Genomic DNA, 22,053 nt, shown 5'->3' on the forward strand with positions numbered 1-22,053 from the left:
TCACCGCACGGTCATCGTCGCCCCGGCCGCCGCGCCGGCGCCGCCGCGCGGGCGCAGGAACGGCGTACCGGGCAGACCGCCGTCCCCGGTCCGGGCCGCCCTGGCCGTAGCGGGGTCGGTCGAGACGAAGCGGTCCGTGCGGGCGGCGCCGTTCCAGACGTTGCCCGTGGCGCGGACTCCGTCGCCCAGGGCCGCGTCGCGTCCGTTGGCGAGCGCCACGTTGGAGTCGGCGAGCGCGGCCGCGGTCACCAGGTGGAAGCCGTCGACGCCGTTGCGGTAGGCGGTGTTGCGGAGGAGCGAGATCCGTCCGGGGTTGCCCTCGTCGGTGAAGCCGAGACCGGTGTTGTCCCAGGCCGCGTTGTTCCGCACGAGGTGGGCGACGGATGCCCGGGTGCGGCCGCCGCCGAGCGTGAACCCGTTGCCGTGGCCCTGCCAGTCCGGGTCCTGCCGGAGGTTCACCCCGTTGCCGAAGGACCAGTTGCTCTCCACGGTCACGGGGGTGGTGAACCCTCCCAGGTCCAGCCCGTCGTTGGCGTTGTCGTACGTGCGGCAGCCCCGGATCACGTTGCCCCGGCCCGAGCCGAACTTCACCGCCAGCCCGACACCGCTGCGGCCGTGGTCGGCGATGCCCCGGTTGGCGTAGAAGTCGCTGTCGAGCACGGAGTTGGCGACCGTGCCACTGCCTCGCAGGGTGAGCCCCGACTCGGTGTTGTCGTGCAGGGACAGCCGCTCGAAGACGTTGTGCGCGCAGCCCGAGCAGACGTAGGCGTGGCTGGCGGATCCGCTGATGTCCAGCCCCCGCACCGTCCAGTAGCCCGCGGTCTGGGTGACGGCCCAGGAGTCGGCGGGCAGCGCCGAGGCGTCCAGTGCGGGGCGTTCACCGGGGTAGTTGGTCAGGGTGATGCGCGCGTGCTCCGTGCCCGGTGTCTCGATCCGGACCGGCCGGGTGAGCCGGTAGGTGCCGCCGCGCAGATAGACGGTGCCGCCCGGCCGTACGAGCGAGACCGCCTTGCCCAGGGTGGCGAACGGCCGGTCGCGCCCGCCGTCGCCGTCCTCGTCCGAACCCCGCGGTGCCACATAGATGTCCTGAGCGGTGACATCACGGCCGGCCGGCGGAGTCGCGGTGCCGGGCCGCCCGGTCACCGAGGGGGCGGGCGCCGGACGCGCGTCGGGCGCGGGGGCCGGTGACTGCCACAGCAGGACGCCCAGCACCCCCGCCGTCACGGCCGCGGCGGCCACGGCGGCCTTGGCGGCGGCGGGATGCAGAGCTTCCCGGACCTGGTCGAGCAAGGAGGGGGCGAGGGGGGCCGCGGCCCCGGTCCCGGCGGTCGCCGCCAGATGGTCGAGGCCCGCGAGCAGCACCGCCGGGACGGCGACCAGCCCGATGCCGGGCAGGAGGTTCTCGGGTGCGACCAGCCCGTGCCCCTGGGCCGTGCACACCGCGCAGGAACGCACATGGCGGGTGAGCCGTTTGCGCCACAACGGGCTGCCCGTCCCGTCCCAGGTCCGTGCCTCGGCCGTGAGCCCGGGGCAGCGGGGGGTGGCCGCCAGCGCGTGGACCAGGGTGCGCGCCGACTCCAGCCGCTCCTTCATCCGCTGGAGGCGCACCGCCGTGTGGTTGCGGTCCACACCGAGCGCCCCGGCGACCTCGGAACGCGTGAGGCGTCCCGCCGCCTCCTCCCAGTACAGGGCGAGCAGCCGGCGGTCGGCCGGGTCCAGCCACCGGGTGGCATGGGCGAGGTGCCGGCGCTGACCGGTCAGGGCGAGTTCGGCCACCGTGCGCTCGGCGAAGTCGGGCAGCGGATCGGCGACGTTCTCAACATCGCGGGCGGAGGGCACCTCACCGGCTCCGCGCCGGTGGTACTGCTGGATCTCGCGGTACGCGATGGTGACGGCCCAGGAGCGGAACCGCTCGGGCTCACGGAGTCCCGGCAGTCCCCGGACGATCCGCAGCATCGTCTCCTGGACCAGGTCGTCGACATCGGGGTGGCCGTCGAGCGCCCGGCCGACGATGCCGTAGAGAAGGCCCAGATGCGCGGCGACCAGCCGCTCCGTCGCCTCCGGATCGCCGCCGCGCGCGGCGCTCGCCAGGGAGGCGACGTCCGCCCCGGCATCGATACGGCGCTCAGCCATGCTCTTCGCCCACCGGTCATTTGTCCGAATCGATCATGACGGGCCCGCATCGTGGCACAGCGCCCGAGCGCTGTAAAGATCCCGCGGTCCACGGCCGGACACGGTCCGGAACCGCCAACTCCCGGTTTCCGGAAAGTTTTTCGGAGATTTCTGTTGTCGCCTCCGCGCCCGCACATCTACCAGGACGCCGCGGGCTTCCCCGCCGCGGCCGGCCGGGCGGCACCGCCCGGCCGCCCCGTTGTCCGAAGGAGCACCAGATGTGGGACGACCCGGAGAACCGGAGTCCGCAGGAGAAGCCGTGGCACCGGAGAAGGCGGGCCCACCGCCTCGGTGCGTTGGTGGTGGCGTTCGTGCTCGGTGTGTGGGCGCTGCTCGCCACCGGAGCCGTCACCCCCGCCGCGGCCGCGGCACCACCCCCCGCCGGCACCTACCAACTCGCCGTCACCAAGAGCGGCAAATGCATCGACGTCCCCGGCGCCTCCCCCGACAACGGCACCCCACTCCAACAATGGAACTGCACCACCAACTCCCCCTGGCAACAGTTCACCCTCACCCCCGCCACCACCGGCACCTACCGCCTCGTCAACACCAGCAGCGGCAAATGCATCGACGTCCCCAACTGGTCCACCACCAGCGGAACCCCACTCCAGCAATACACCTGCGCCAACCAGACCAACCAGACCTGGACCCTCAACCCCAGCGGCACAGACACCTACCAGATCATCAACGTCAACAGCGGCCTCTGCATCAGCGACCAACTCGCCTCCACCACCAACGGCACCCCCATCATCCAAGAAACCTGCACCCACAACACCAACAAACAATGGGCCTTCAAACCCGTCGGAAGCAGTGCCCGCCCCACGGTCGCCGCCGACGGCACGGGGCTGTACACGACGGTGCAGGCGGCGGTGGACGCGGTCGGCAAGGGCAATGCGAGCCGCGTGGTCATCACCATCAAGCCGGGCACCTACCGGCAGCAGGTCACCATCCCGGCGGACAAGCCGTTCCTCACCCTTCAGGGCACCGGTGACTCGCCCGACGACGTGGTGCTGATCGGGAACCGCAACGCCGGCACGTACGGCACGCAGGGCAGCGCCACGGTCGTGGCGCTCGGCCACGACGTCGTCGCCACCAACCTCACGATGGCCAACGACTTCGACGAGAACAGCTCGGACACCGGTGACCAGGCCCTCGCCCTCTATCTGGACGCCGACCGGGCGCTCCTGGACAACGTGCGCCTGCTGGGCGACCAGGACACCTTCCTGGTGAACAACAACGCCCGCGCGTACATCTGGAACTCGTACGTCGAAGGCACCGTGGACTTCATCTACGGCGGCGGCATCGCCGTGTTCCACAACAGCAGGATCTACGAGAAGCGGACCACCGGCGGCCCGATCACCGCGGCCAGCACCCCGGCCGCGCGCGCCTACGGCTTCCTCTTCTACAAGTCGTCGGTCACCGGGGCCGTGGCCGGCCGGACCCAGCTGGGGCGGCCGTGGCGCCAGGACGCGCAGGTCCTGTACCGCGAGTGCACCCTGTCCGACACCATCGCCACGGGCCAGCCGTGGACGGACATGTCCACGAGCACCTGGCAGAACGCCCGCTTCCGTGAGTACCGCAACACCGGTGCCGGGGCCGGCGTGAACGGCAACCGCCCGCAGCTCTCCGACGCCCAGGCGGCCTCGTACACCCCGCAGAAGTACCTGGCGGGCGGCGACGGCTGGAACCCCGTCCGATGACGCCCGCCCCGTCCCCTTCCCCCTCCCCCTCCCGTTTCCCGTTGTCCGACAAGAAGGGCAGGAACATGGCAAGGAACAGATCGACCGGTTTCGGCGCGTTGGTGGTGGCGTTCGTGCTCGGTGTGTGGGCGCTGCTCGCGACCGGAGCCGTCACCCCCGCCGCAGCCGCGACACCACCCCCCGCCGGCACCTACCAACTCGCCGTCACCAAAAGCGGCAAATGCATCGACGTCCCCGGCGCCTCCCCCGACAACGGCACCCCACTCCAACAATGGAACTGCACCACCGACTCCCCCTGGCAACAGTTCACCCTCACCCCCGCCACCACCGGCACCTACCGCCTCGTCAACACCAGCAGCGGCAAATGCATCGACGTCCCCAACTGGTCCACCACCAGCGGAACCCCACTCCAGCAATACACCTGCGCCAACCAGACCAACCAGACCTGGACCCTCAACCCCAGCGGCACAGACACCTACCAGATCATCAACGTCAACAGCGGCCTCTGCATCAGCGACCAACTCGCCTCCACCACCAACGGCACCCCCATCATCCAAGAAACCTGCACCCACAACACCAACAAACAATGGGCCTTCAAACCCGTGGGAGGCACCGGGGGACGCACCTGGTCCGACAAGGCCGACGGCTTCGCCTCCACCGGAGGCGGCACCACGGGCGGGGCGGCGGGGAGCACCGTCACGGTGACCACCTACGCCGACCTGGTCAGGTACGCCACCGCGGACGCCCCGTACGTCATCAAGGTCGCGGCGGCCGTCTCCGTCAGCCCCTACGGGCACGAGATCCCGGTGAAGTCGAACAAGACGATCGTCGGCGTCGGCACCAAGGGCGAGATCGTGCACGGCGGCTTCTTCCTGGGCACCGGTGTCCACAACGTGATCATCCGGAACCTCACGATCCGTGACGCGCAGATGGCGGACGACGACCCGGACGACAAGGTCTACGACTACGACGGCATCCAGATGGACACCGCCGATCACATCTGGATCGATCACAACCGGATCGAGCGGATGAACGACGGTCTGATCGACAGCCGCAAGGACACCAGCTATCTCACGATCTCGTGGAACGTCATGGGCTCGGAGAACAAGGCGCTGGGCATCGGGTGGACGGACAACGTCACGGCCCGGATGACCATCCACCACAACTGGATCCACGACACCAACCAGCGCAACCCCAGCATCGACAACGTCGCGCTCGCGCACCTCTACAACAACTACCTCCAGAACGTCAGCTCCTACGGGAACCTCTCGCGCGGCGCGTCGAAGACGGTCATCCAGAACAGCTACTTCGAGAAGGTCGCCAATCCGTTCAACATCGACACCTCGGCGGCGTCCCTGACGCAGTCGGGGAGCATCATGGTCAACTGCACCGGCAAGCAGGTGACCAACGGGACGACCTTCGACCCGGGCAGCTACTACGCGTACACCCTGGACCCGGCGAAGGACGTCCCCGCCCTGCTCAAGCAGTACGCCGGACCCCAGGGCACCATCGGCGTCTGACCGGCCGCCGCACCGCCCGCGGCGCACGGCCGCGGGCGGTCACGCCGCTTCCTTCGCCTTCGTCCGGTACGTGCACACCCGCACCCCCGCCTCGCTGGTCGCCTCCGCGGTCAGTTCCAGGGTGTGGAGGGCGCCGTCCGCCGGGAAGATGGACTTTCCGCCGCCCAGGAGGACGGGCATGACCACGAGGCGGAGTTCGTCGACGAGTCCCTCGGCGAGGAGGGACCGTACGAGGGTGGGGCTGCCCATGACGACGAGGTCGCCGCCGTCCTTCGCGCGGAGTTCGCGGACGCGGGCGAGGAAGGCGTCGGCGGGGATGCGGTGGGTGTTGTTCCAGGTGAGGTCGGCGTCGGTGAGGGTGCCGGTGACGACGTACTTCTCGATGGCGTTCATACGGTCGGCGAAGGGGTCGGCGCCTTCGCGGCCGGGCCAGGCGGCGGCCATGGTCTGCCAGGTGCGGCGGCCGAAGAGGAGGGCCTGGGCGCGGCTCATGGTCTCGTCGAAGAAGCCGCCGACGACCTCGGCGTCGAAGAAGGGGTGGGACCAGCCGCCGTGGGCGAAGCCGCCGTCGAGGTCCTCGTCCGCACCGCCGGGCGCCTGTACGACGCCGTCCAGGCTGATGAACTCGCTGATGACGATGCGCATGTGACTGTCTCCTCGGGTGGTGCGTCCGGTTCGGGCGTACGGGAAGGGAGACTGGCACACCGGCCGGAACTCATCGGTGAAGCGGGGACCCGGTCGCCCCGGGTGTCGGCGCGGCCCCCTCCCCCGCGTCGAGCAGCAACGCGGCAACGGCCTCCGGGGCCTCGTGCATCGCGTCGTGGCCGGTGGGGAGGGTGTGGACGCGCCACCGGGGGTCGGTCAGGAGCCGGTCGCGGAGTCCGGCGAACGGGGTGCGGTCCTCCCAGCCCGCGCAGTACACGAACTCCCGGCGCGGGACGCGGGCGTGGGCGCCGGTGAGGCGGACCGTCTGGAGGAACGAGGCGAGGGGGTGGGGGCGGCGGCGCGGGTCGCCGCGGCGGCCCGGCGGGGCGACGGAGTAGCCGGTGTCCGCCGCCCCGGCCGCGAAGACCTCCCTGAAGTGCGCGTTGGTCGAGGACCAGCAGGAGTCGCCGTCCTCCGGTACGTACGCGTCGAGGTGCACCAGCCGGGCGACCCGGCCGGCCGCGCGGTCGGCGGCGGCCGCGACGACGAGCCCGGCGTAGCTGTGGCCGACGAGGGTCACCCCGGTGGCGCCGGTGCGGTCCAGGAGCCGCAGGACGTCGGAGGCGTGGGTGTCCAGTCCGGCGGTGGCGACGGCGGCGGGCCCGTCGTCGGGGCGGAGGCCGGTGAGGGTCAGGGCGTGCGCGGTGTGGCCGGCGCGTTCCAGGAGCGGGACGACGTGCTCGTACGCCCAGGCGCCCTTCCACGCGCCGGGGACCAGGACGAATACGGTCATGGCTGTCTCCTTCCGCACGGGTGCGGGCGGATGCTCCGTACCCCTGCGAAGGAGTCTCGTCGGGGTGCGCGGTGGCGTGGTAGCGCTACGATGCCAGGCTGTGCCTGTTCCCCGCCACGACGGTGAGTCCCCCGGTCCCGTCTCGTCCGTCTGGCCGTCCGGCGGGCGTCATCTGTGGCCGTCCGGCGGTACGAGCGCCGAGCGCGCGCACGGGCGGGGCCATCTCGTGTACGCGGCGGCCGGCGTCCTGACCGTCCGCACCGGGCGCGGCACCTGGGTCGTGCCGGCCGACCGGGTCGCCTGGATCCCCGCCGCGTTCCCCCACCGGCACCGGGCCCACGGCGACACGGACATGCGGATCGTCTTCCTCCCGCCGTCCCTCGCCCGCCTCGTCCCGGACCGCCCGGTGGTGTTCCTGGCCCCGCCCCTCGCCCGCGAGGTCCTGCTCGCCCTGACCACCCCCGGCGAGGGCGGCGAACCGCCGGCCCGCGCCCCCGCCGCCCTCGCCCGGCTGCGCCGGGTCCTCGTCGACGAACTCCGGGAGGCGCGCGAACAGCCCCTCCACCTGCCGGAACCCCGCGACGACCGGCTGCGCGCCCTCGCCCGGATCCTCTCCGCGAACCCGGCCGACAGCACCTCGCTCGCCGGTCTCGGCAGGGCCGTCGGGGCGAGCCCCCGCACCCTCAGCCGGCTGTTCCGGGAGGAACTCTCCCTGACCTTCTACGAATGGCGCACCCAGCTCCGCGTCTGCCACGCCCTCGTCCTCCTCGCCGAGGGCCACGACACCACCCGCACCGCCCACGCCTGCGGCTGGACGAACCCGAGCGCCTTCATCCAGGCGTTCACCCGCCTCGTCGGCACGACACCGGGGCGGCACCGGGCGGGGCTTTGACCGTGCGCCCCTCTCCGGTGGCCCCGAACGGTGCCGAAGTCGGCGCAGGGCATATCGCGTTGCCGATCCGCGGGGAGGGACCTACAGTCGGTCGGCCCGAACCGTCCCCGAAACGAAGGCTGTCCATGCTTCTCCGCCCCGCCGTCGTCGATGACGCCGACTTTCTCTGGCGCATCCTGCTGGAGGCGTACAACTGGAACGGCGATCCTCGGTTCACCGCCCAGCAGCTCGCGGCCGATCCTCATGCCGCGCGCTACCTCGTGGACTGGCCCCGCGGAGACGACTTCGGAGTCGTCGCGGAGACCGGCTCCGGCGAACCGATCGGTGCGGCCTGGGCGCGGTGGCTCCCCGAGAGCGAGCCCGGATACGGCTTCGTCGCTCCGGACGTTCCCGAGCTGACCCTCGGCCTGGTGCCCGGACACCGTGGCCGCGGGCACGGCCGGGCCCTGATGGAGGCGCTGATCCGGGCCGCCGCCGAGGGTCCGTCGCCGGTCGCCCGGCTCAGTCTGAGCGTCGAGGACGGAAACCCCGCAGTGCACCTCTACACCTCCCTCGGCTTCACCCGGGCCGGGCGCAACGGCGGCTCGGACACGATGGTGCTGGACGTCCGGCGGGCACGCGAGACGGGCGGGCGGCCGTCTTCGCCGCCCGCCCGTCTCTCCTGATCAGGCGGCCCGGTAGGCCGCCCGGTACTGGGTCATCGCGGCGGTCAGGTCGCCGGTGAGGGCGAGGTGGTCGGCTTGGGCGAAGGGCTTGGAGAAGGCCTCGGTGAGGGGGCCGTCCGCCTTCTGCTGGACGAGGAGGCGGGCCTGGGTGGCGAGGGCGCGGCCCGCTTCGGTGTGGGCGAGGCCGGCCTTTTCGGTCAGGCGGGCGGCCAGGGTGAGGGCGGTGAGGGTGAGTTCGCCGCCGGACGGGGGCTTCTTGAGGGTGGTGAGGCCCCAGCCGTAGGGGAACTGGGGGTCGTAGGAGGAGTCGCCGACGTTGATGGGGAGCTGGTCGACGGACCTGGGCCAGGTGACGGGGAGCTGTCCGGTGAAGGGGCGCTTGCCGTAGAGGACGTCGGCGACGCCGTCGCCCTCGGTGCCGGGGAGCCAGGAGGCGACGAGGGCGTCGACGGCGCCGAGGCGGTCGCCGATGAGCTGGGGGCGGCCGGAGACGATGAGGACGGCGCACTTCATCGCGGCGCAGACCTTGTCGACGGCGGCCTTGTCGGCGGCGGAGAGTTCGAGGTCGTGGCCGTTGCCGACGTCGCCGACGCCCTCGGCGTACGGGGTCTCGCCGACGACGACCACGCCGACGTCGTAGCCGGTGGTGTCGGCGGAGGCGTCCTCGGAGTAGGTGACGGAGGCGGCGTCCTTCTTCATGGCGGAGAGGATCGTGGTGCCGGGGGTGATGTCGCCGGAGGAGCCCTGCCAGCTGACGGTCCAGCCTCCCGCCTGGTTGCCGATGTCGTCGGCGTTGGAGCCGGCGACGTACACCTTCTGGGAGGACTTCAGCGGCAGGACGCCGCCGTCGTTCTTCAGGAGGACCTGGGACTCGGCGGCGGCCTGACGGGCCACGGCGCGGTGTTCGGCGGAGCCGATCCGTTCCAGGTTGGCGGTGTCGGCGTAGGGCTTCTCGAAGAGGCCGAGCCTGAACTTCTGGGTGAGGATGCGGGAGACCGCGTCGTCGATGCGGGACTGCGGGATGCGGCCCGCGGCGACCTCGTCCCGGAGGGTGGCGGTGAACTCCTGGTACGCCGTCGGGACCATGATCATGTCGAGTCCGGCGTTGATGGACGTGCGCACATCACTGGCGTAGTCGCCGGGGATCTGGTCGATGGCCTTGTAGTCGCTGATGACGAAGCCCTCGAAGCCCATGCGGTCCTTGAGGACACCGTTGATCATCTCGGCGTCGGCGTGCATCTTCACGGGGCCCCGGTCGTCGCCGATGATGTCGAGCGAGGAGTAGGACGGCATGACCGTGCCGACGCCGCGCTTCACCGCGTCCTCGAAGGGGGCGAGGTGGACGGCCTCCAGTTCCTGGCGGGTGACCTTGGTGACGCCCTGGTCGATCGGGTACGAGCCGGTGGTCGAGGAGCCGTACTCCGTACCGCCGTCCCCGACGTAGTGCTTGGCGGTGGCCAGCACCTTGTCGTTGCGGGCGAGGTCCTTGCCCGAGGCGGCGCCCTGCATGCCCTGGATCACGGTCTCCAGGGACTTCACGAGCGCCGGGTCCTCGCCGTAGGCCTCGTAGGAACGGCCCCAGCGTTCGTCGCGCGAGACGCAGACGCAGGGCGCGAAGTCCCACGGGACGCCGGTGGCGCGCACCTCGTTGGCGGTGACGGCGCCCGTCCGCTCGGCGAGCTTCGGGTCGCGGGTGGCGCCGAGGCCGACGTTGTGCGGCATGATCGTCGCGCCGACGAGGTTGTTGTGGCCGTGCACCGCGTCCACGCCGTAGATCAGCGGGATCTGGAAGCGGGTGGCCTGGGCGCGCAGTTGGTAGCCGTCGACCATCTTCGCCCACGCCTCGGGGGTGTTGGGCGTGGGGACCGAACCGCCGCCGGAGAGCAGCGAGCCGAGGTCGTACGCGGCGATGTCGCCCTGCGAGGCGAGCGCGTTGCGTTCGGCCTGGGTCATCTGGCCGGCCTTCTCGGCGGGCGACATCCGGGCGAGGAGATCGGCGACGCGCTGCTTCACGGGCAGTTTCGCGTTCTGGTACGGCAGTCCGTGGGCGTCGATGACGACCTGCGGGTTCTCCTTCGGCGGCTGGGCGCCGGTGACGGTCAGCTCCAGCGGAACGGTCTTCGCGGAGGCGGCCCCGGTGACCTTCTTCGTGGTGACGGTGACGCGGTGGGTGGTGCCGGACGGGGTGCCCGCGGGGAAGGTGTACGTGCCGGTGACCGGGGTGTAGTCGGTGCCGGCGGCCGCCGTGCCGCCCTTGGTCGTGTAGGCGACGGTGACCGGTTCCTCCAGCGGGGCGGATCCGGTGGTGGCGACCGAGAGGCCGATGTCCGCGGTGCCGCCCTGCTTCACGGGGTGCACGGCCGCGTCGGTGACCACGCTCGCCTTCAGGGCGGCGTCGGCCTTCCCGTACAGCTCGATGCCGTCGAGGGCGAACGTGCCGGGGCCGCCCGGCGGAAGGGTGAGGGCGTAGCCCCACATCTCGGTGAGGCCGAGGACCTGGTCGATGCCGCCGACGGGCTGGTAGTCGGTGCGGTAGACGAAGTCGGCGAAGGGGATCTCGACCTGGTGCCAGCCCTCCCAGTCGTCGGTGAAGGAGGTGGTCCAGAGTTCGGAGGCCTCGCCGTGGGCGCCGCCGTCCTTGATCTCGAAGCTGATGCGCTTGCCCGAACCGGGCGGCAGGGGTGCGGTGTTCTGGCCGTACCACCAGAAGCGGATGCCCTTGTGGGCGGACCAGTCGTGGGCGGGTCCGGCGGCGGCGTAGTCGTGGCTGAGTCCGCCGTAGCCGCTGATGTCGTAGCTGCCTTCGAGGACCTTGGCGCCCTCGGGGGCGTCCGCGCGCTCGGCCAGGGCGAGGGTGGGCGGGTCGTCGGCGTCCCCGCCCCAGGTGAAGATGCCCTCGGCAGGCTGGCTCGCGAAGGGGACCTCGCCCTCGAACCGGTCGATGGCGACGGGGGCCGGTTCGTCGGCCGGGGCCGCCGATCCGGGTGTGGCGCCCGCGAGCAGTCCGGCCAGGACGGTCGCGACGGCCAGGGCGGCGGTCGCGGGTCTCGCCCTGTGGCGGGTGCGTGGTGGCATGAACGGCTCCTTCGTACGGTGGCCGCGCGCTCCGCGGCGGGATGCGGTGCCGTGGAGCGCGCGGCGGTGCGGGTGGTACGGGAAGGTGACGTGCCTGTGGGGGGTGTGGGGGGTGGCCCTGGGGGGTGTGGGGGGTGGTCCTGGGGGGTGTGGGGGGTGTGGGGGGTGGTCCTGGGGGCGCCCGGCCCCCTCACGGGCCGGGCGCCGGTCCGGTGGGTTACTTCTTCTGTTCGACCTTGACCCAGTCGATCTCCGCCTTGATGCCGCCCTGGGCGACGCGGTCGACGCTGGACTGCGGCAGGCCCCAGTAGGGCTGGGTGACCTTGTTCCAGCCGGCCGGGTAGGCGCCGCCGAGGGCGAGGTTGAGGATCACGTACTGGTTGTGGTCGAAGACCCACTGGCCGCGGGTCGATTCCAGCTTCTGGCGGGAGGTCGTCTGGACGACGCGGTCGTCGACGGTGAACGTCATGCCCTCGGGCGTCCACTCGACGCCGTAGGTGTGCCATGCGTCGGCGCGGCCCCCGTCGGGGTACGTCTGCTGCTTGCCGATGTTGCCGTCGGCGGAGTAGCCGGGGCCGTGCAGGGCGGAGCTGGTCCAGTCGCCGTAGCCGATGTTCTCCATGATGTCGGTCTCGCCGGAACCGGGCCAGGAGACCTTCGGGTCGTCGACGTTGCTGCCGAGCAGCCAGAAGGCGGGCCAGAAGCCGTCGCCGACCGGCAGCTTCATGCGGGCGCTGACCTTGCCGTAGGTGAAGTCGAACTTGGTGTTGGTGTCGATGCGGCCGGAGGTGAAGTCGAAGGTGCCTGCGGGCGTCTGGGTGCAGCCCTTGCAGTACTTCGACTGGAGGACGAGGGCGCCGTTCTCGGTACGGATGTTGTCCGCCGAGTCGACGTACGCCTGGGATTCGCCGTTGACCGGGTTCATCTCCGTCCCGGTGCGCACGACCCGCCACTTGTTGCGGTCCAGGCCGGAGCCGGTGAAGTCGTCGAAGAACGTGGTCGTGTAGGCACCGCCGGGGTTCTTGGGCAGGGCCGGGTAGGCGGCGTTCGCGCTGCCGCCGGTGCCCCAGACCTGGAACTCGTAGAGCGAGTAGCCGAACTGGGCGGTCGCCGGGGCCGGGTTGTAGAAGGAGCGGCGCTCCACGCCGAGCATCCGGACGTAGCGGCCGGTCGCCGGGGTGGACAGCTTCACCGTGTCGTGCCGTCCGACCGCGTCGCCCGGCGCCTTGACGTCGGCGCGGCGGGCGGCGACGTCGGCGGCGGACGGCTGGTAGACGGTGCGCCAGGTGCGGTTGTCGTCGGAGACCTGGATGCGGTAGTCGACGGCGTAGGCCGCCTCCCAGTACAGGTCCACGGTGTCGATGGTGGAGGTGGCGCCGAGGTCGACGCCGACCCAGCGGTCGGCGTTCCAGTCGCTGGACCAGCGGGACTGGTCGGCCTTGAGGTCGGCGGGCCAGCCGCCGTCCGTGACGTAGGCGGGCGAGTTGCCGGCGTGCTGGTAGAGGTCGCCGTACGCGGGGTGGTTGAGGGCGAGGTTGGTGCGGGTGGTGGAGGCGGGGGCCTGTTCTCCGCCGTACACCTTGAAGGAGTACAGCGAGTAGCCCCAGGCGGTGGCGCGCTGGACGCCGCGCATCCGGACGTAGCGGCCGGTGACCTCCTGGGGGTAGGTGTGCGCGGTGACGCTGCCGCCGGTGCCGTCGTCCTCGGTGTAGAAGGGGGTCCAGTCGGTGCCGTTGCGGGACACCTCCAGGACGTACTTCTTGCCGTAGGCGGCCTCCCAGTCGAGGGTGACGCTGCTGATCCGGATGACGGAGCCGAGGTCGACGCGGATCCAGGCGTTGTCGGCGAAGTCGCTGGACCAGCGGGTGGCGCCGTCGCCGTCGGCCGCGTTGCCGGGGCCGACGGCGTCGTTCTCGCTGCCGGAGGCGGTGACGGAGGCCGGGTCGGCGGCGTGGGCGGCGGCCGCCCGGTCGGTGTCCCAGGCCGCGGCCACCGCCGCCGGCCGGGGGGCCGGACCGTCGGCGAAGGCCAGGGGGGCGGTGAGCGCGATCAGGGCGGCGGTGGTGGCTGCCAGGGTCGTACGAGAGGGCATGGTGGGGTTCCCGTTCGTATCCGTGGGGGTGGCGCGGCCACGCTCGGCGCGGCTACGCGTCGCGGGTGAGGTGGATGGTGTCGCGGTACCACTTGGCGCTGTCCTTGAGGGTCCGCTCCTGCGTGTCGTAGTCGACGCGGACGATGCCGAACCGCTTGTCGTAGCCGTAGGACCATTCGAAGTTGTCCATGAGCGACCAGGCGAAGTAGCCCCGGACGTCGGCCCCTTGGGCGCGGGCGTCGGCGACGGCGGCGATGTGGTCGGCGAGATACGTGGTGCGGTCCGCGTCGTGGATCTCGCCGTCCTCGGAGACGGTGTCGTCGAAGGCGGCACCGTTCTCCGTGACGACCGTCGGGAGGCCGTAGTCGTTCTCCAGACGGACGAGCAGGTCCGTGAGGGCGCCGGGGGTGATTTCCCAGTCCATCGCGGTGCGCGGCAGATCGCGCTCCACCTGCCGGGTGACGGGCAGGCCGTCGGCGTCGGTGGTGGCGCCGTCCTCCGTGGTGCCGGAGAACAGTGCGCCCCGGTAGAAGTTGACGCCGAGGACGTCGAGGGGGGTGGAGATGGCGGCGAGGTCGCCGTCCTCCACGGGGAGTGCGATGCCCTGGGCGGCGAGGTCGGCGACGACGTCCTCCGGGTAGGAGCCCTTGACGACGGGGTCCAGGTAGAGGCGGGCGCCCATCCCGTCGGCGCGGCGGCAGGCCTCCGCGTCCTCGGGGCTGTCGGTCTCGGGCGTCGCGGTGCCCAGGTTGAGGGTGATGCCGAGCTCCAGCGCGTTGCCCCGGACCCCGGCCTGTTCGCGCAGGTACTGGGAGGCGAGGCCGTGGCCGAGGAGCAGGTGGTGCACGGCGTGCACGGCCTCGCCGAAGTTCTGCCGGCCGGGGGCCTGGTTGCCGTAGGCGTAGCCGAGCATGGCAGAGCACCAGGGCTCGTTGAGCGTGGTCCAGTGCGTCACCCGGTCGCCCAGGGCGTCGTAGGCGAGCGCGGCGTACTCGGCGAAGCGGAACGCGGTGTCGCGGGCCGGCCAGCCGCCCGCGTCCTCCAGCTCCTGCGGGAGGTCCCAGTGGTAGAGGGTGATCCACGGGGTGACGCCCTTGGCGTCCAGCTCGTCGACGAGCCGCTTGTAGAAGTCGAGGCCCTTCTGGTTGGCCGGGCCCCGGCCGCCCGGCTGGATGCGGGGCCAGGCCAGCGAGAAGCGGTAGGTGTCGACGCCGAGGTCCGCGATGAGCGCGACGTCCTCGGGCATCCGGTGGTAGTGGTCGCAGGCCACGTCGCCGTTCTCGCCGCGCACGACCATGCCCGGCACCCCGCAGTACGTGTCCCAGATCGACGGCGTTCTGCCGTCCTCGGCCGCCGCGCCCTCGATCTGGTACGCGGCGGTGGCGACGCCCCAGCGGAAGCCGGCGGGCAGGCCCGGGACGGCCTGGGCGGCGATCTCGCGGGCGTAGGACTGAGGGGTGACGAGGTTCATGGTTCTCCTGAGGTGTGCGGTGCGGTCGACGGGCCCCGGTGGCTGCGCCCCGGGCCGGTCCGGCCCTGACCCGCCGGACCGGCCCGGGGTCATCCCTGGGCGGCGGCCGGTGCGGCGGCGGTGGCCGGGAGGCCCCGGTGGAGCCAGCAGGCCACCGTGCGGGAGCCGTCCGAGCCGTCCGGTGCGGCGAGCACCGGGACATGGGTGTCGCAGCCCTCGGTCCGCTTGGCGCAGCGGGGGTGGAAGGCGCAGCCGGCCGGCATCGCGGACAGGTGCGGGGGCGAGCCGGGGATGCCGCTGAGTTCGCGGCGGGGGCCGTGGAGCGCGGGGAAGGAGTGGAGCAGTCCGGCGCTGTAGGGGTGGTGCGGTTCCCGGTAGATGTCGGAGGCGCCGGCCTGCTCGACGATCCGGCCGCCGTACATGATCGCGATCCGGTCGGAGAACTCGATGAGGAGGGAGATGTCGTGGGTGATGAAGACGACCGAGAAGCCGAGTTCCTCGCGGAGCCGGACGAGCTGGCGCAGGATCTGGCGCTGCATGACGACGTCGAGCGCGGTGGTGGGCTCGTCCATGATGACGATCTCGGGTTCCAGGGCGAGCGCCATCGCGATCATCACGCGCTGGCGCATGCCGCCGGAGAGCTGGTGCGGGTAGGCGCCGAGCCGGTCGGCGGAGATGCCGACCAGGTGGAGGAGTTCCCGGGCGCGTGCGGTGCGCTCGGCCTTCCTCATCTCGGGGCGGTGGGCCTGGAGGACGTCGGTGAGCTGGTTGTGGACCGTGTACACCGGGTTCAGGGAGTTCATCGCGCCCTGGAAGACGATGGACAGCTCCTGCCAGCGGAAGGCCCGCAGTTCGGCGGCGGACATGGCGAGGAGGTCCAGGGCCTCGCCGTCGCGCTGGTGGTAGTGGACCTGGCCGCCGGTGATCACGCCGGGCGGGGAGAGCAGCCGGGTGACGGCGTAGGCGAGGGTGGACTTCCCGGAGCCGGATTCGCCGGCGAGGCCGAGGACTTCGCCGCGGTGCAGGGTGAGGTCGATGTCGCGCAGGGCGTGCACGGCGTCGGTGCCGGTGCCGTAGTCCACGTCGAGGCCGCTGATGGTGAGGACGGGCTCGCTCATGAGCGGGTCTCCTTGTGGCGCGGGGTGCCGGTACGGGCCACCGGGGTGAAGCCGACGCGCATCCTGACCTTGCGGGAGCCGCCGGTCTCGGTGCGCAGCCGCGGGTTGACGAACTCGTCGATGCCGAAGTTGATCAGCGCGAGGGACATGCCGAGCAGGGCGATGCAGAGCCCGGCCGGGACGAACCACCACCACGCGCCCTGGGCGAGTGCCTGGCTGGACTGCGCCCAGAACAGGACGGTCCCCCAGTTCCAGTTGGAGATGTCGGCGACGCCGATGAAGGCCAGGGTGATCTCGGAGAGGATCGCGAAGATGACCGTGCCGACGAATCCGGAGGCGATGACCGCGGTGAGGTTGGGCATCACCTCGAAGATGATGATCCGCCAGGTCGGCTCGCCGGTGGCGCGGGCCGCCTCCACGTAGTCGCGGCGGCGCAGCGACAGCGTCTGGGCGCGCAGCACCCGGGCGCCCCAGGCCCAGGAGGTGAGGGCGATGACGAACGCGATGAGCAGATCGCCGGCGTCCGTGACGAAGCTGGCGATGATGATGATCAGCGGCAGTCCGGGGATGACCAGGAAGACGTTGGACAGCAGCGACAGCACCTCGTCGGCCAGTCCGCCGAGGAAGCCGGCGGTGACGCCGATCAGCACGGACAGGGCGGTCGCGAGGATGCCCGCGACGAAGCCGACGACGAGTACGCCCCGGGTGCCGACGAGGATCTGCGAGAGCACGTCCTGACCGGTCTGCGTGGTGCCGAACCAGTGCGAACCGGAGGGCGGTTGCAGCAGGTCCTGGCTCATGGTGTCGGGGTCGTACGGGGCGACCCACGGGCCGACGATCGCGATCAGCACGAAGAAGAGCAGGATGCCCAGTCCGATGACGGTCTTCCGGCCCCGCAGGAAGCGGAAGCGGCGCCTGCTCGCTGCCGGGGTCTCGGCGGCGTCGAGTACGGCGGTCTCGGTTGCGGTGACGGCCACAGCCCTACGCCTCCCTTCGGGTACGGGGGTCGAGGAGCATGTAGAGGATGTCGGCGAGGAGGTTCGCCGCGAGGACGGCGAGCGTGATGATGAGGAAGATGCCCTGCATGAGGGGGTAGTCCTTGGCTCCCACGCCCTGGAAGAGCTGGTAGCCGATGCCCGGGTAGTTGAAGACCATCTCCACCAGGAGCGTGCCGCCGACGATGAAGCCGAGCGAGAGGGCGAAGCCGGAGATGTTGGGCAGGATCGCGTTGCGTGCCGCGTAGCCGAACATCACGCGGCGCTCGGAGAGCCCCTTGGCCTGGGCGACCATGACGTAGTCCTCGCTGGACACCGTCACCATCATGTTCCGCATGCCGAGGATCCATCCGGCGACCGCGCTGAGGACGATCGTGCAGCCGGGCAGCACCCCGTGGTAGAGCGCGCTGGAGATGAACGGCCAGTCGAAGGCCGGCACCAGCCAGTTGTCGTAGCCGCCCTCGAAGGGGAAGAGCGACCACTTCGTGGCGAACAGCCAGATCGCGATGAGCCCGAGCCAGAAGTACGGGATCGACGAGATGAACGTGGTGACGGGCAGCAGGTTGTCCATCCAGGAGCCGCGCCGCCAGCCCGCGAAGACCCCGAGGCCGGTGCCGAGGACGAAGCTGATCAGTGTGGTGATGCCGACGAGGGCGAGGGTCCAGGGCAGCGACTGCGCGATGATCTCGCTGACCGGGGTCGGGAAGAAGGTGAAGGAGAGGCCGAGGTCGCCGTGGAGCAGATGGGACCAGTAGTCGGTGTACTGCTCCCAGAGCGACTGGTTCTTGTCGAGGCCGAAGAGGGCCTTCAGCGAGTCGATGGCGCTGGTGTCCAGCTGGCCCTGGAAGCGGGCGATCAGTGCCTGGACGGGGTCTCCGGGCATCAGCCGCGGGATGAGGAAGTTGATGGTGATGGCGGCCCAGGCGGTGACCAGGTAGAAGGCGAGCCGTTGGAGCAGGAACTTCACTTCGCAGCCTCCTTCTCGTGGTCGTCGGTGCGGGCGGTGCCGGTGTTCTCGTACAGCCAGCAGGCGGCCCACTGGCCGTCGGCCAGGTCGAAGCGCGGCGGCAGGTCGGTGCGGCAGCGCTCCATCGCCTTGGGGCAGCGGGGGTGGAAGCGGCAGCCGGCCGGCGGGTCGATGAGGGAGGGCGGCTCGCCGGTGCCGTTCTCCTCCCCGTCCTCGTTGTACTCGTCGTCGCGCGCCCGGTCCGGGTGGGGGGCGGAGGAGATGAGGAGCTGGGTGTACGGGTGGGCGGGGCGCTGGGTGACGGTCTCGCTGTCACCGCCCTCGACGATCCGGCCCGCGTACATCACGAGGGTGGTGTCGGCGAAGTAGCGGGCGGACGCGATGTCGTGGGTGATGTAGAGGATCGCCAGGTGGAAGCGGTCCTTGAGGTCCTTGAGGAGGTTGAGGATCCCGAGCCGGATGGAGACGTCCAGCATCGAGACGGGCTCGTCGGCGAGGAGGACCCGGGGGTCGGCGCCGAGCGCGCGGGCGATCGCCACGCGCTGGCGCTGACCGCCGGACAGCTCGTGCGGGAACTTGTCCAGGTACTGATGAGGAGGAGTCAGCTGGACACGGTTCAGCAGAGCGGTCAGGTTCTTCTCCAGCTCCTCCTCGCCGCTGCCGGCCCGGCCGTGGATCTTCAGTGACCGGGTCAGGTGGTAGCGCACGGTGTGCACGGGGTTCAGCGAGGCGAACGGGTCCTGGAAGATCAGCTGGACCCGGCGTACGTAACTGCGGAAGGACCGGCCACGTCCGGCCTTCACCGGCTGCCCGTCCAGGTGGATCTCGCCCGAGGTGAGCGGATACAGCTGGGCGAGCAGTCTGGCGACGGTGGACTTCCCGGAGCCCGACTCCCCCACCAGGGCCGTGACGGTGCCGCGCCGCAGTTCCAGCGAGGCGTCGTCGACGGCGTGGACGGTGCGGCGGGTGCGCGCGAGGAGGTCGCGGGCGTTGCGCCGCACGGCGAAGTGCTTGGTGACTCCGCGTGCTTCGAGCACGATGTGGTTGTTCTCTGACTGTTCAGACATGGCCGATTCCCTGAGTCCCTGAATCCCTGCGTACTACTTGGCGGGCTTGAGCCTCAGCACGATCTCCAGCGAGGAGCGCTGGGTGTGCTGCGGGTCGGCGTACGGGTCGGCCTCGGTCGGCCAGCCCACCCAGTTCTTGGTGGAGTACTCCGCCCCGATGGGGGCCGCGGCGGTCGGGACCATCGGCGCCTGCTCGACCATGATCTTCTGGAGGGTGGTCATCGCCGCGGTGCGGGCGGTGTCCGTGGTGGCCTCGGCGAAGTCCTTCAGCGCCTCGGTCGCCTCGGTGCTCTTGAAGCGGCCGAAGTTGCCCTGCTGGGAGGGCTTGCCGATGGGCTGGAGCAGCGCGCCGTCCATGATGTTCTGGTACATGTCGTACGGGGTGGCGCCGCTGTTGGTCCAGTGCAGGGTGGCGTCGAAGTTGCCGTTGGCGACGTTCGCGCCCCAGGCGTCGGCGGTCTGCGTCTTGACCTTGGCGTCGATGCCGATCTGCTTGATGTTGTCCTTGATGATCGACAGGCCCGTGATGTAGTCGTTCCAGCCGGCCGGGTCGGTGAGCGTCAGCTTCACCGGCTTGCCGGACGGGTCCTTGAGGACGCCGCCGGCGAGGGTGAAGCCGGCCTTCTCCAGGACCTTCTTGGCGCCCTCGACGTCGGGCTTGGTCGTGGCGCTCTTGTACTCGGGGGCGATGAAGGACTCACCGGCCGGCAGCGGGATGCCGGTGGGGTTGGTGATCTCCGGGTAGAGCGTGGCCTCGGCCTGGGTGTAGATGGCGTTGCGGTCGATGACCATCGCCATGGCCTTGCGCAGCGCCGGGTTGTCGAAGGGCTTGCGGGTGGTGTTGAACCAGAGGCCGTGGATGCCGAGCCCGGAGGGGAACCACAGCTTGTGGTTCTTCGGGTCCTTGTCGATGAACAGCTTCTTGAAGTCCGGCATGAAGACGAACGACCACTCCAGCTTGCCGCTGGCCAGCGCCGTGGTGGCGGCGTTGTTGTCGTTGTACGTGCTGTAGCGCAGCTCCTTGACCTTCGTCGACCCCTTCCAGTAGGTCGGCGTGGCGACCAGGGTGGTGGTCTGCGGGGTGAAGGTCTTCAGCTTGTACGGGCCGGAGCCGACGGGCGTCCGGTTGGGCCAGGTCTCCGGGTTGTCGACCTTCTCCCAGATGTGCTTGGGCACGATGTACTGCTGGATGATCTTGTTCTGGTTGACGTACTGCGAGTCGTCGAAGGTCAGGACGACCTTCTTGTCCTGGACCTCGATGCCGCCCCACTTGATGCCGTCGGCGTTGAGCGCCGGGTGCTTCTTCAGCAGGTCGAAGGTGAACGCCACGTCCTCGGCGGTGAGCGGCTTGCCGTCGGCCCACTTGGCGCGGTCGTCGAGGGTGAAGGTGACCTTCGTGTAGTTGAGGTCCCACTTCCAGTCCGTCGCCAGCCACGGGTCGGCCTTGTCGGACGGCCGGATCTGGCTCACCATCGCCAGCGGCTCGTAGATCATCCAGCGGTAGCCGAGGGTGGCGCCGGCCGAGGTGTTGAGGAACGGGTTGCTGTTGTTGGTCTGCGGTCCGTCCGGCTTGCCGAGGTTCAGGACGCCGGTGGCGCCGCCGCCGGACTTGTTGCTCCGGTTGGAGTTGGCGGACGAGCATCCGGCGGCGAGCGCGACCACCGCGGTGGCGACCGCGACGGCTCTGAGCGTGTGGTGACGGCGTGCGGACATGGCGACTCCAGGAGGGACTGGCGGGTCTGGGAGATCCGGAAAACGGGCAGCGCGCGGCGCGCCGGACGACGGCCTGTGCGGTGGTACGGGGTGCGGTGCGGGCTGGAGCCCTGTCCGCTAGGGCGCCGAGTGGCGCACGACCAGTTCGGTGGGCAGGACGACCGGCGCGTCGGGTGCCGGTGTGCCGCCGAGGTGGGAGAGCAGCATCCGTGCGGCCGTCTCACCCATCTGCCGGGTGGGCTGGCGCACGGTGGTCAGGGGCGGTTCGGTGTGCTCGGCCATCGGGATGTCGTCGAAGCCGACCACCGCGACGTCGTCGGGCACGCTCCGTCCGGCGGCGCGCAGCGCCCGCAGCACGCCGGCCGCCGAGATGTCGTTGTGGGCGAAGACCGAGTCGAACTCCGTGCCGGAGGCGAGGAGCCGCTCCACGGCCAGCCGGCCGCAGGCCTCGGTGAAGTCGCCGCGGACGACGAGGTCGGTGGGCAGCACGGAGAGGAATCCCGCCAGCCGGTCGCGTACGCAGCCGAAGTCCTCGGGGCCGGTGACGACGAGGGGCCGGGTGCGGCCGGCGGCCCGCAGATGGCGGGCGGCCGACGCGCCCCCGTCGTGGTTGGTGGTCACGACGGAGGGGAATTCGGGGTGGTGGCCGCGATCGTCGATCAGCACGATCGGCAGGCCGCTGCGGTGCAGGGTGGTGAGGTGGTCGAGGGTGTTCTCCGGTTCGACGACCACGAGCCCGTCGAAGGCGCGCGCCGACACCTGGCTGGTGAAGCGCTGGACGGACTCGGCTCCGCGGTTGCAGGTGAAGAGCAGGAGTCCGTAGTCGGCCGCCTCGACGGTGTCGACGACGCCCTGGAGCACCTCGCCCATCCACGGCCAGGTCAGCGAGGGCACCAGCATGCCGACCGTACGGCTGCTGCCGCGGGCCAGTCCGACGGCTCCCGAGCTGGGTACGTAGCCGAGCTGTGCGATCACTTCACGAACGCGGGCAGCCGTCGAACCGTCCACTTCTCCCTTGGTGTTGATGACCCGGGACACGGTCGTCTTGCTGACGCCGGCCTCACGGGCGACGTCGGCGATGGTGACACGCATCGGGGGCCTCCAGGACAGAACGGGACAGAGCAATCGGCCGAGAGTGGAACCGGTACCGCAACCGGTTCCGGAACCG

Annotated in this window: 16 protein-coding genes; 4 read left to right on the plus strand and 12 right to left on the minus strand. The window is 70.9% G+C overall.

Annotated features, from left to right (window positions below):
* Positions 1-2,133, minus strand: a complete 2,133-nt coding sequence (locus ACZ4FH_RS03635; RefSeq protein WP_467301960.1) for a sigma-70 family RNA polymerase sigma factor — start codon at positions 2,131-2,133, stop codon at positions 1-3.
* Between the two features lie 257 nt (positions 2,134-2,390).
* Between ACZ4FH_RS03635 and ACZ4FH_RS03640 the strand changes: the two genes are divergently transcribed.
* Together ACZ4FH_RS03640 and ACZ4FH_RS03645 are read left to right on the plus strand one after the other, a co-directional pair.
* Complete coding sequence (locus ACZ4FH_RS03640) at positions 2,391-3,872, plus strand: pectinesterase family protein (RefSeq protein ID WP_467301962.1); 1,482 nt, start codon at positions 2,391-2,393, stop codon at positions 3,870-3,872.
* 65 nt (positions 3,873-3,937) lie between these two features.
* A complete protein-coding gene (locus tag ACZ4FH_RS03645; RefSeq protein ID WP_467301964.1) occupies positions 3,938-5,392 on the plus strand; it encodes an RICIN domain-containing protein in 1,455 nt (484 codons plus the stop codon).
* A 39-nt stretch (positions 5,393-5,431) separates the two neighbouring features.
* Here ACZ4FH_RS03645 and ACZ4FH_RS03650 read toward each other — a convergent pair whose 3' ends face one another.
* Both ACZ4FH_RS03650 and ACZ4FH_RS03655 read right to left on the minus strand, forming a co-directional pair.
* A complete protein-coding gene (locus tag ACZ4FH_RS03650) occupies positions 5,432-6,037 on the minus strand; it encodes a dihydrofolate reductase family protein (protein WP_467301965.1) in 606 nt (201 codons plus the stop codon).
* Between the two features lie 70 nt (positions 6,038-6,107).
* Positions 6,108-6,830, minus strand: a complete 723-nt coding sequence (locus tag ACZ4FH_RS03655) for an alpha/beta fold hydrolase (RefSeq protein WP_467301966.1) — start codon at positions 6,828-6,830, stop codon at positions 6,108-6,110.
* Between the two features lie 100 nt (positions 6,831-6,930).
* Between ACZ4FH_RS03655 and ACZ4FH_RS03660 the strand changes: the two genes are divergently transcribed.
* A complete protein-coding gene (locus tag ACZ4FH_RS03660; RefSeq protein ID WP_467301967.1) occupies positions 6,931-7,722 on the plus strand; it encodes an AraC family transcriptional regulator in 792 nt (263 codons plus the stop codon).
* Positions 7,723-7,847: 125 nt separating this feature from the next.
* Entirely contained in the window at positions 7,848-8,387 is a 540-nt protein-coding gene (locus tag ACZ4FH_RS03665) for a GNAT family N-acetyltransferase (RefSeq protein ID WP_467301968.1), read from the plus strand.
* Here the strand turns inward: ACZ4FH_RS03665 and ACZ4FH_RS03670 are convergent, their stop codons facing one another.
* The 9 genes from ACZ4FH_RS03670 to ACZ4FH_RS03710 all read right to left on the minus strand — a co-directional run bounded on the left by ACZ4FH_RS03670 (position 8,388) and on the right by ACZ4FH_RS03710 (position 21,977).
* A complete protein-coding gene (locus ACZ4FH_RS03670; protein ID WP_467301970.1) occupies positions 8,388-11,462 on the minus strand; it encodes a glycoside hydrolase family 3 protein in 3,075 nt (1,024 codons plus the stop codon).
* A 217-nt stretch (positions 11,463-11,679) separates the two neighbouring features.
* Positions 11,680-13,554 carry a discoidin domain-containing protein gene (locus ACZ4FH_RS03675; protein WP_467301972.1) on the minus strand — a complete coding sequence of 625 codons (1,875 nt, stop codon included), beginning with the start codon at positions 13,552-13,554 and terminating at the stop codon, positions 11,680-11,682.
* Between the two features lie 52 nt (positions 13,555-13,606).
* Positions 13,607-15,025: a GH1 family beta-glucosidase gene (locus ACZ4FH_RS03680; protein ID WP_467301973.1), complete on the minus strand. Its 1,419-nt coding sequence runs from the start codon at positions 15,023-15,025 to the stop codon at positions 13,607-13,609.
* Between the two features lie 89 nt (positions 15,026-15,114).
* On the minus strand, positions 15,115-16,143 hold the full coding sequence (locus tag ACZ4FH_RS03685) for an ABC transporter ATP-binding protein (protein ID WP_467301975.1): 1,029 nt from the start codon (positions 16,141-16,143) through the stop codon (positions 15,115-15,117).
* Complete coding sequence (locus ACZ4FH_RS03690; protein ID WP_467301976.1) at positions 16,140-17,120, minus strand: ABC transporter permease; 981 nt, start codon at positions 17,118-17,120, stop codon at positions 16,140-16,142. Before ACZ4FH_RS03690 ends, ACZ4FH_RS03685 begins: the two co-directional genes overlap by 4 nt.
* 4 nt (positions 17,121-17,124) lie before the next feature.
* Positions 17,125-18,105 (minus strand): ABC transporter permease, encoded by a 981-nt coding sequence (locus ACZ4FH_RS03695; protein WP_383644487.1) that lies wholly within the window; start codon positions 18,103-18,105, stop codon positions 17,125-17,127.
* On the minus strand, positions 18,102-19,172 hold the full coding sequence (locus ACZ4FH_RS03700) for an ABC transporter ATP-binding protein (RefSeq protein ID WP_467301977.1): 1,071 nt from the start codon (positions 19,170-19,172) through the stop codon (positions 18,102-18,104). The genes ACZ4FH_RS03695 and ACZ4FH_RS03700 overlap by 4 nt, the downstream gene beginning before the upstream one ends.
* 33 nt (positions 19,173-19,205) lie before the next feature.
* Positions 19,206-20,885 (minus strand): ABC transporter substrate-binding protein, encoded by a 1,680-nt coding sequence (locus ACZ4FH_RS03705; RefSeq protein WP_467301979.1) that lies wholly within the window; start codon positions 20,883-20,885, stop codon positions 19,206-19,208.
* A 117-nt stretch (positions 20,886-21,002) separates the two neighbouring features.
* On the minus strand, positions 21,003-21,977 hold the full coding sequence (locus ACZ4FH_RS03710; RefSeq protein ID WP_467301980.1) for a LacI family DNA-binding transcriptional regulator: 975 nt from the start codon (positions 21,975-21,977) through the stop codon (positions 21,003-21,005).
* Positions 21,978-22,053 lie beyond the last annotated feature (76 nt).

The organism is Streptomyces sp. NPDC024555 (genome assembly GCF_055559335.1).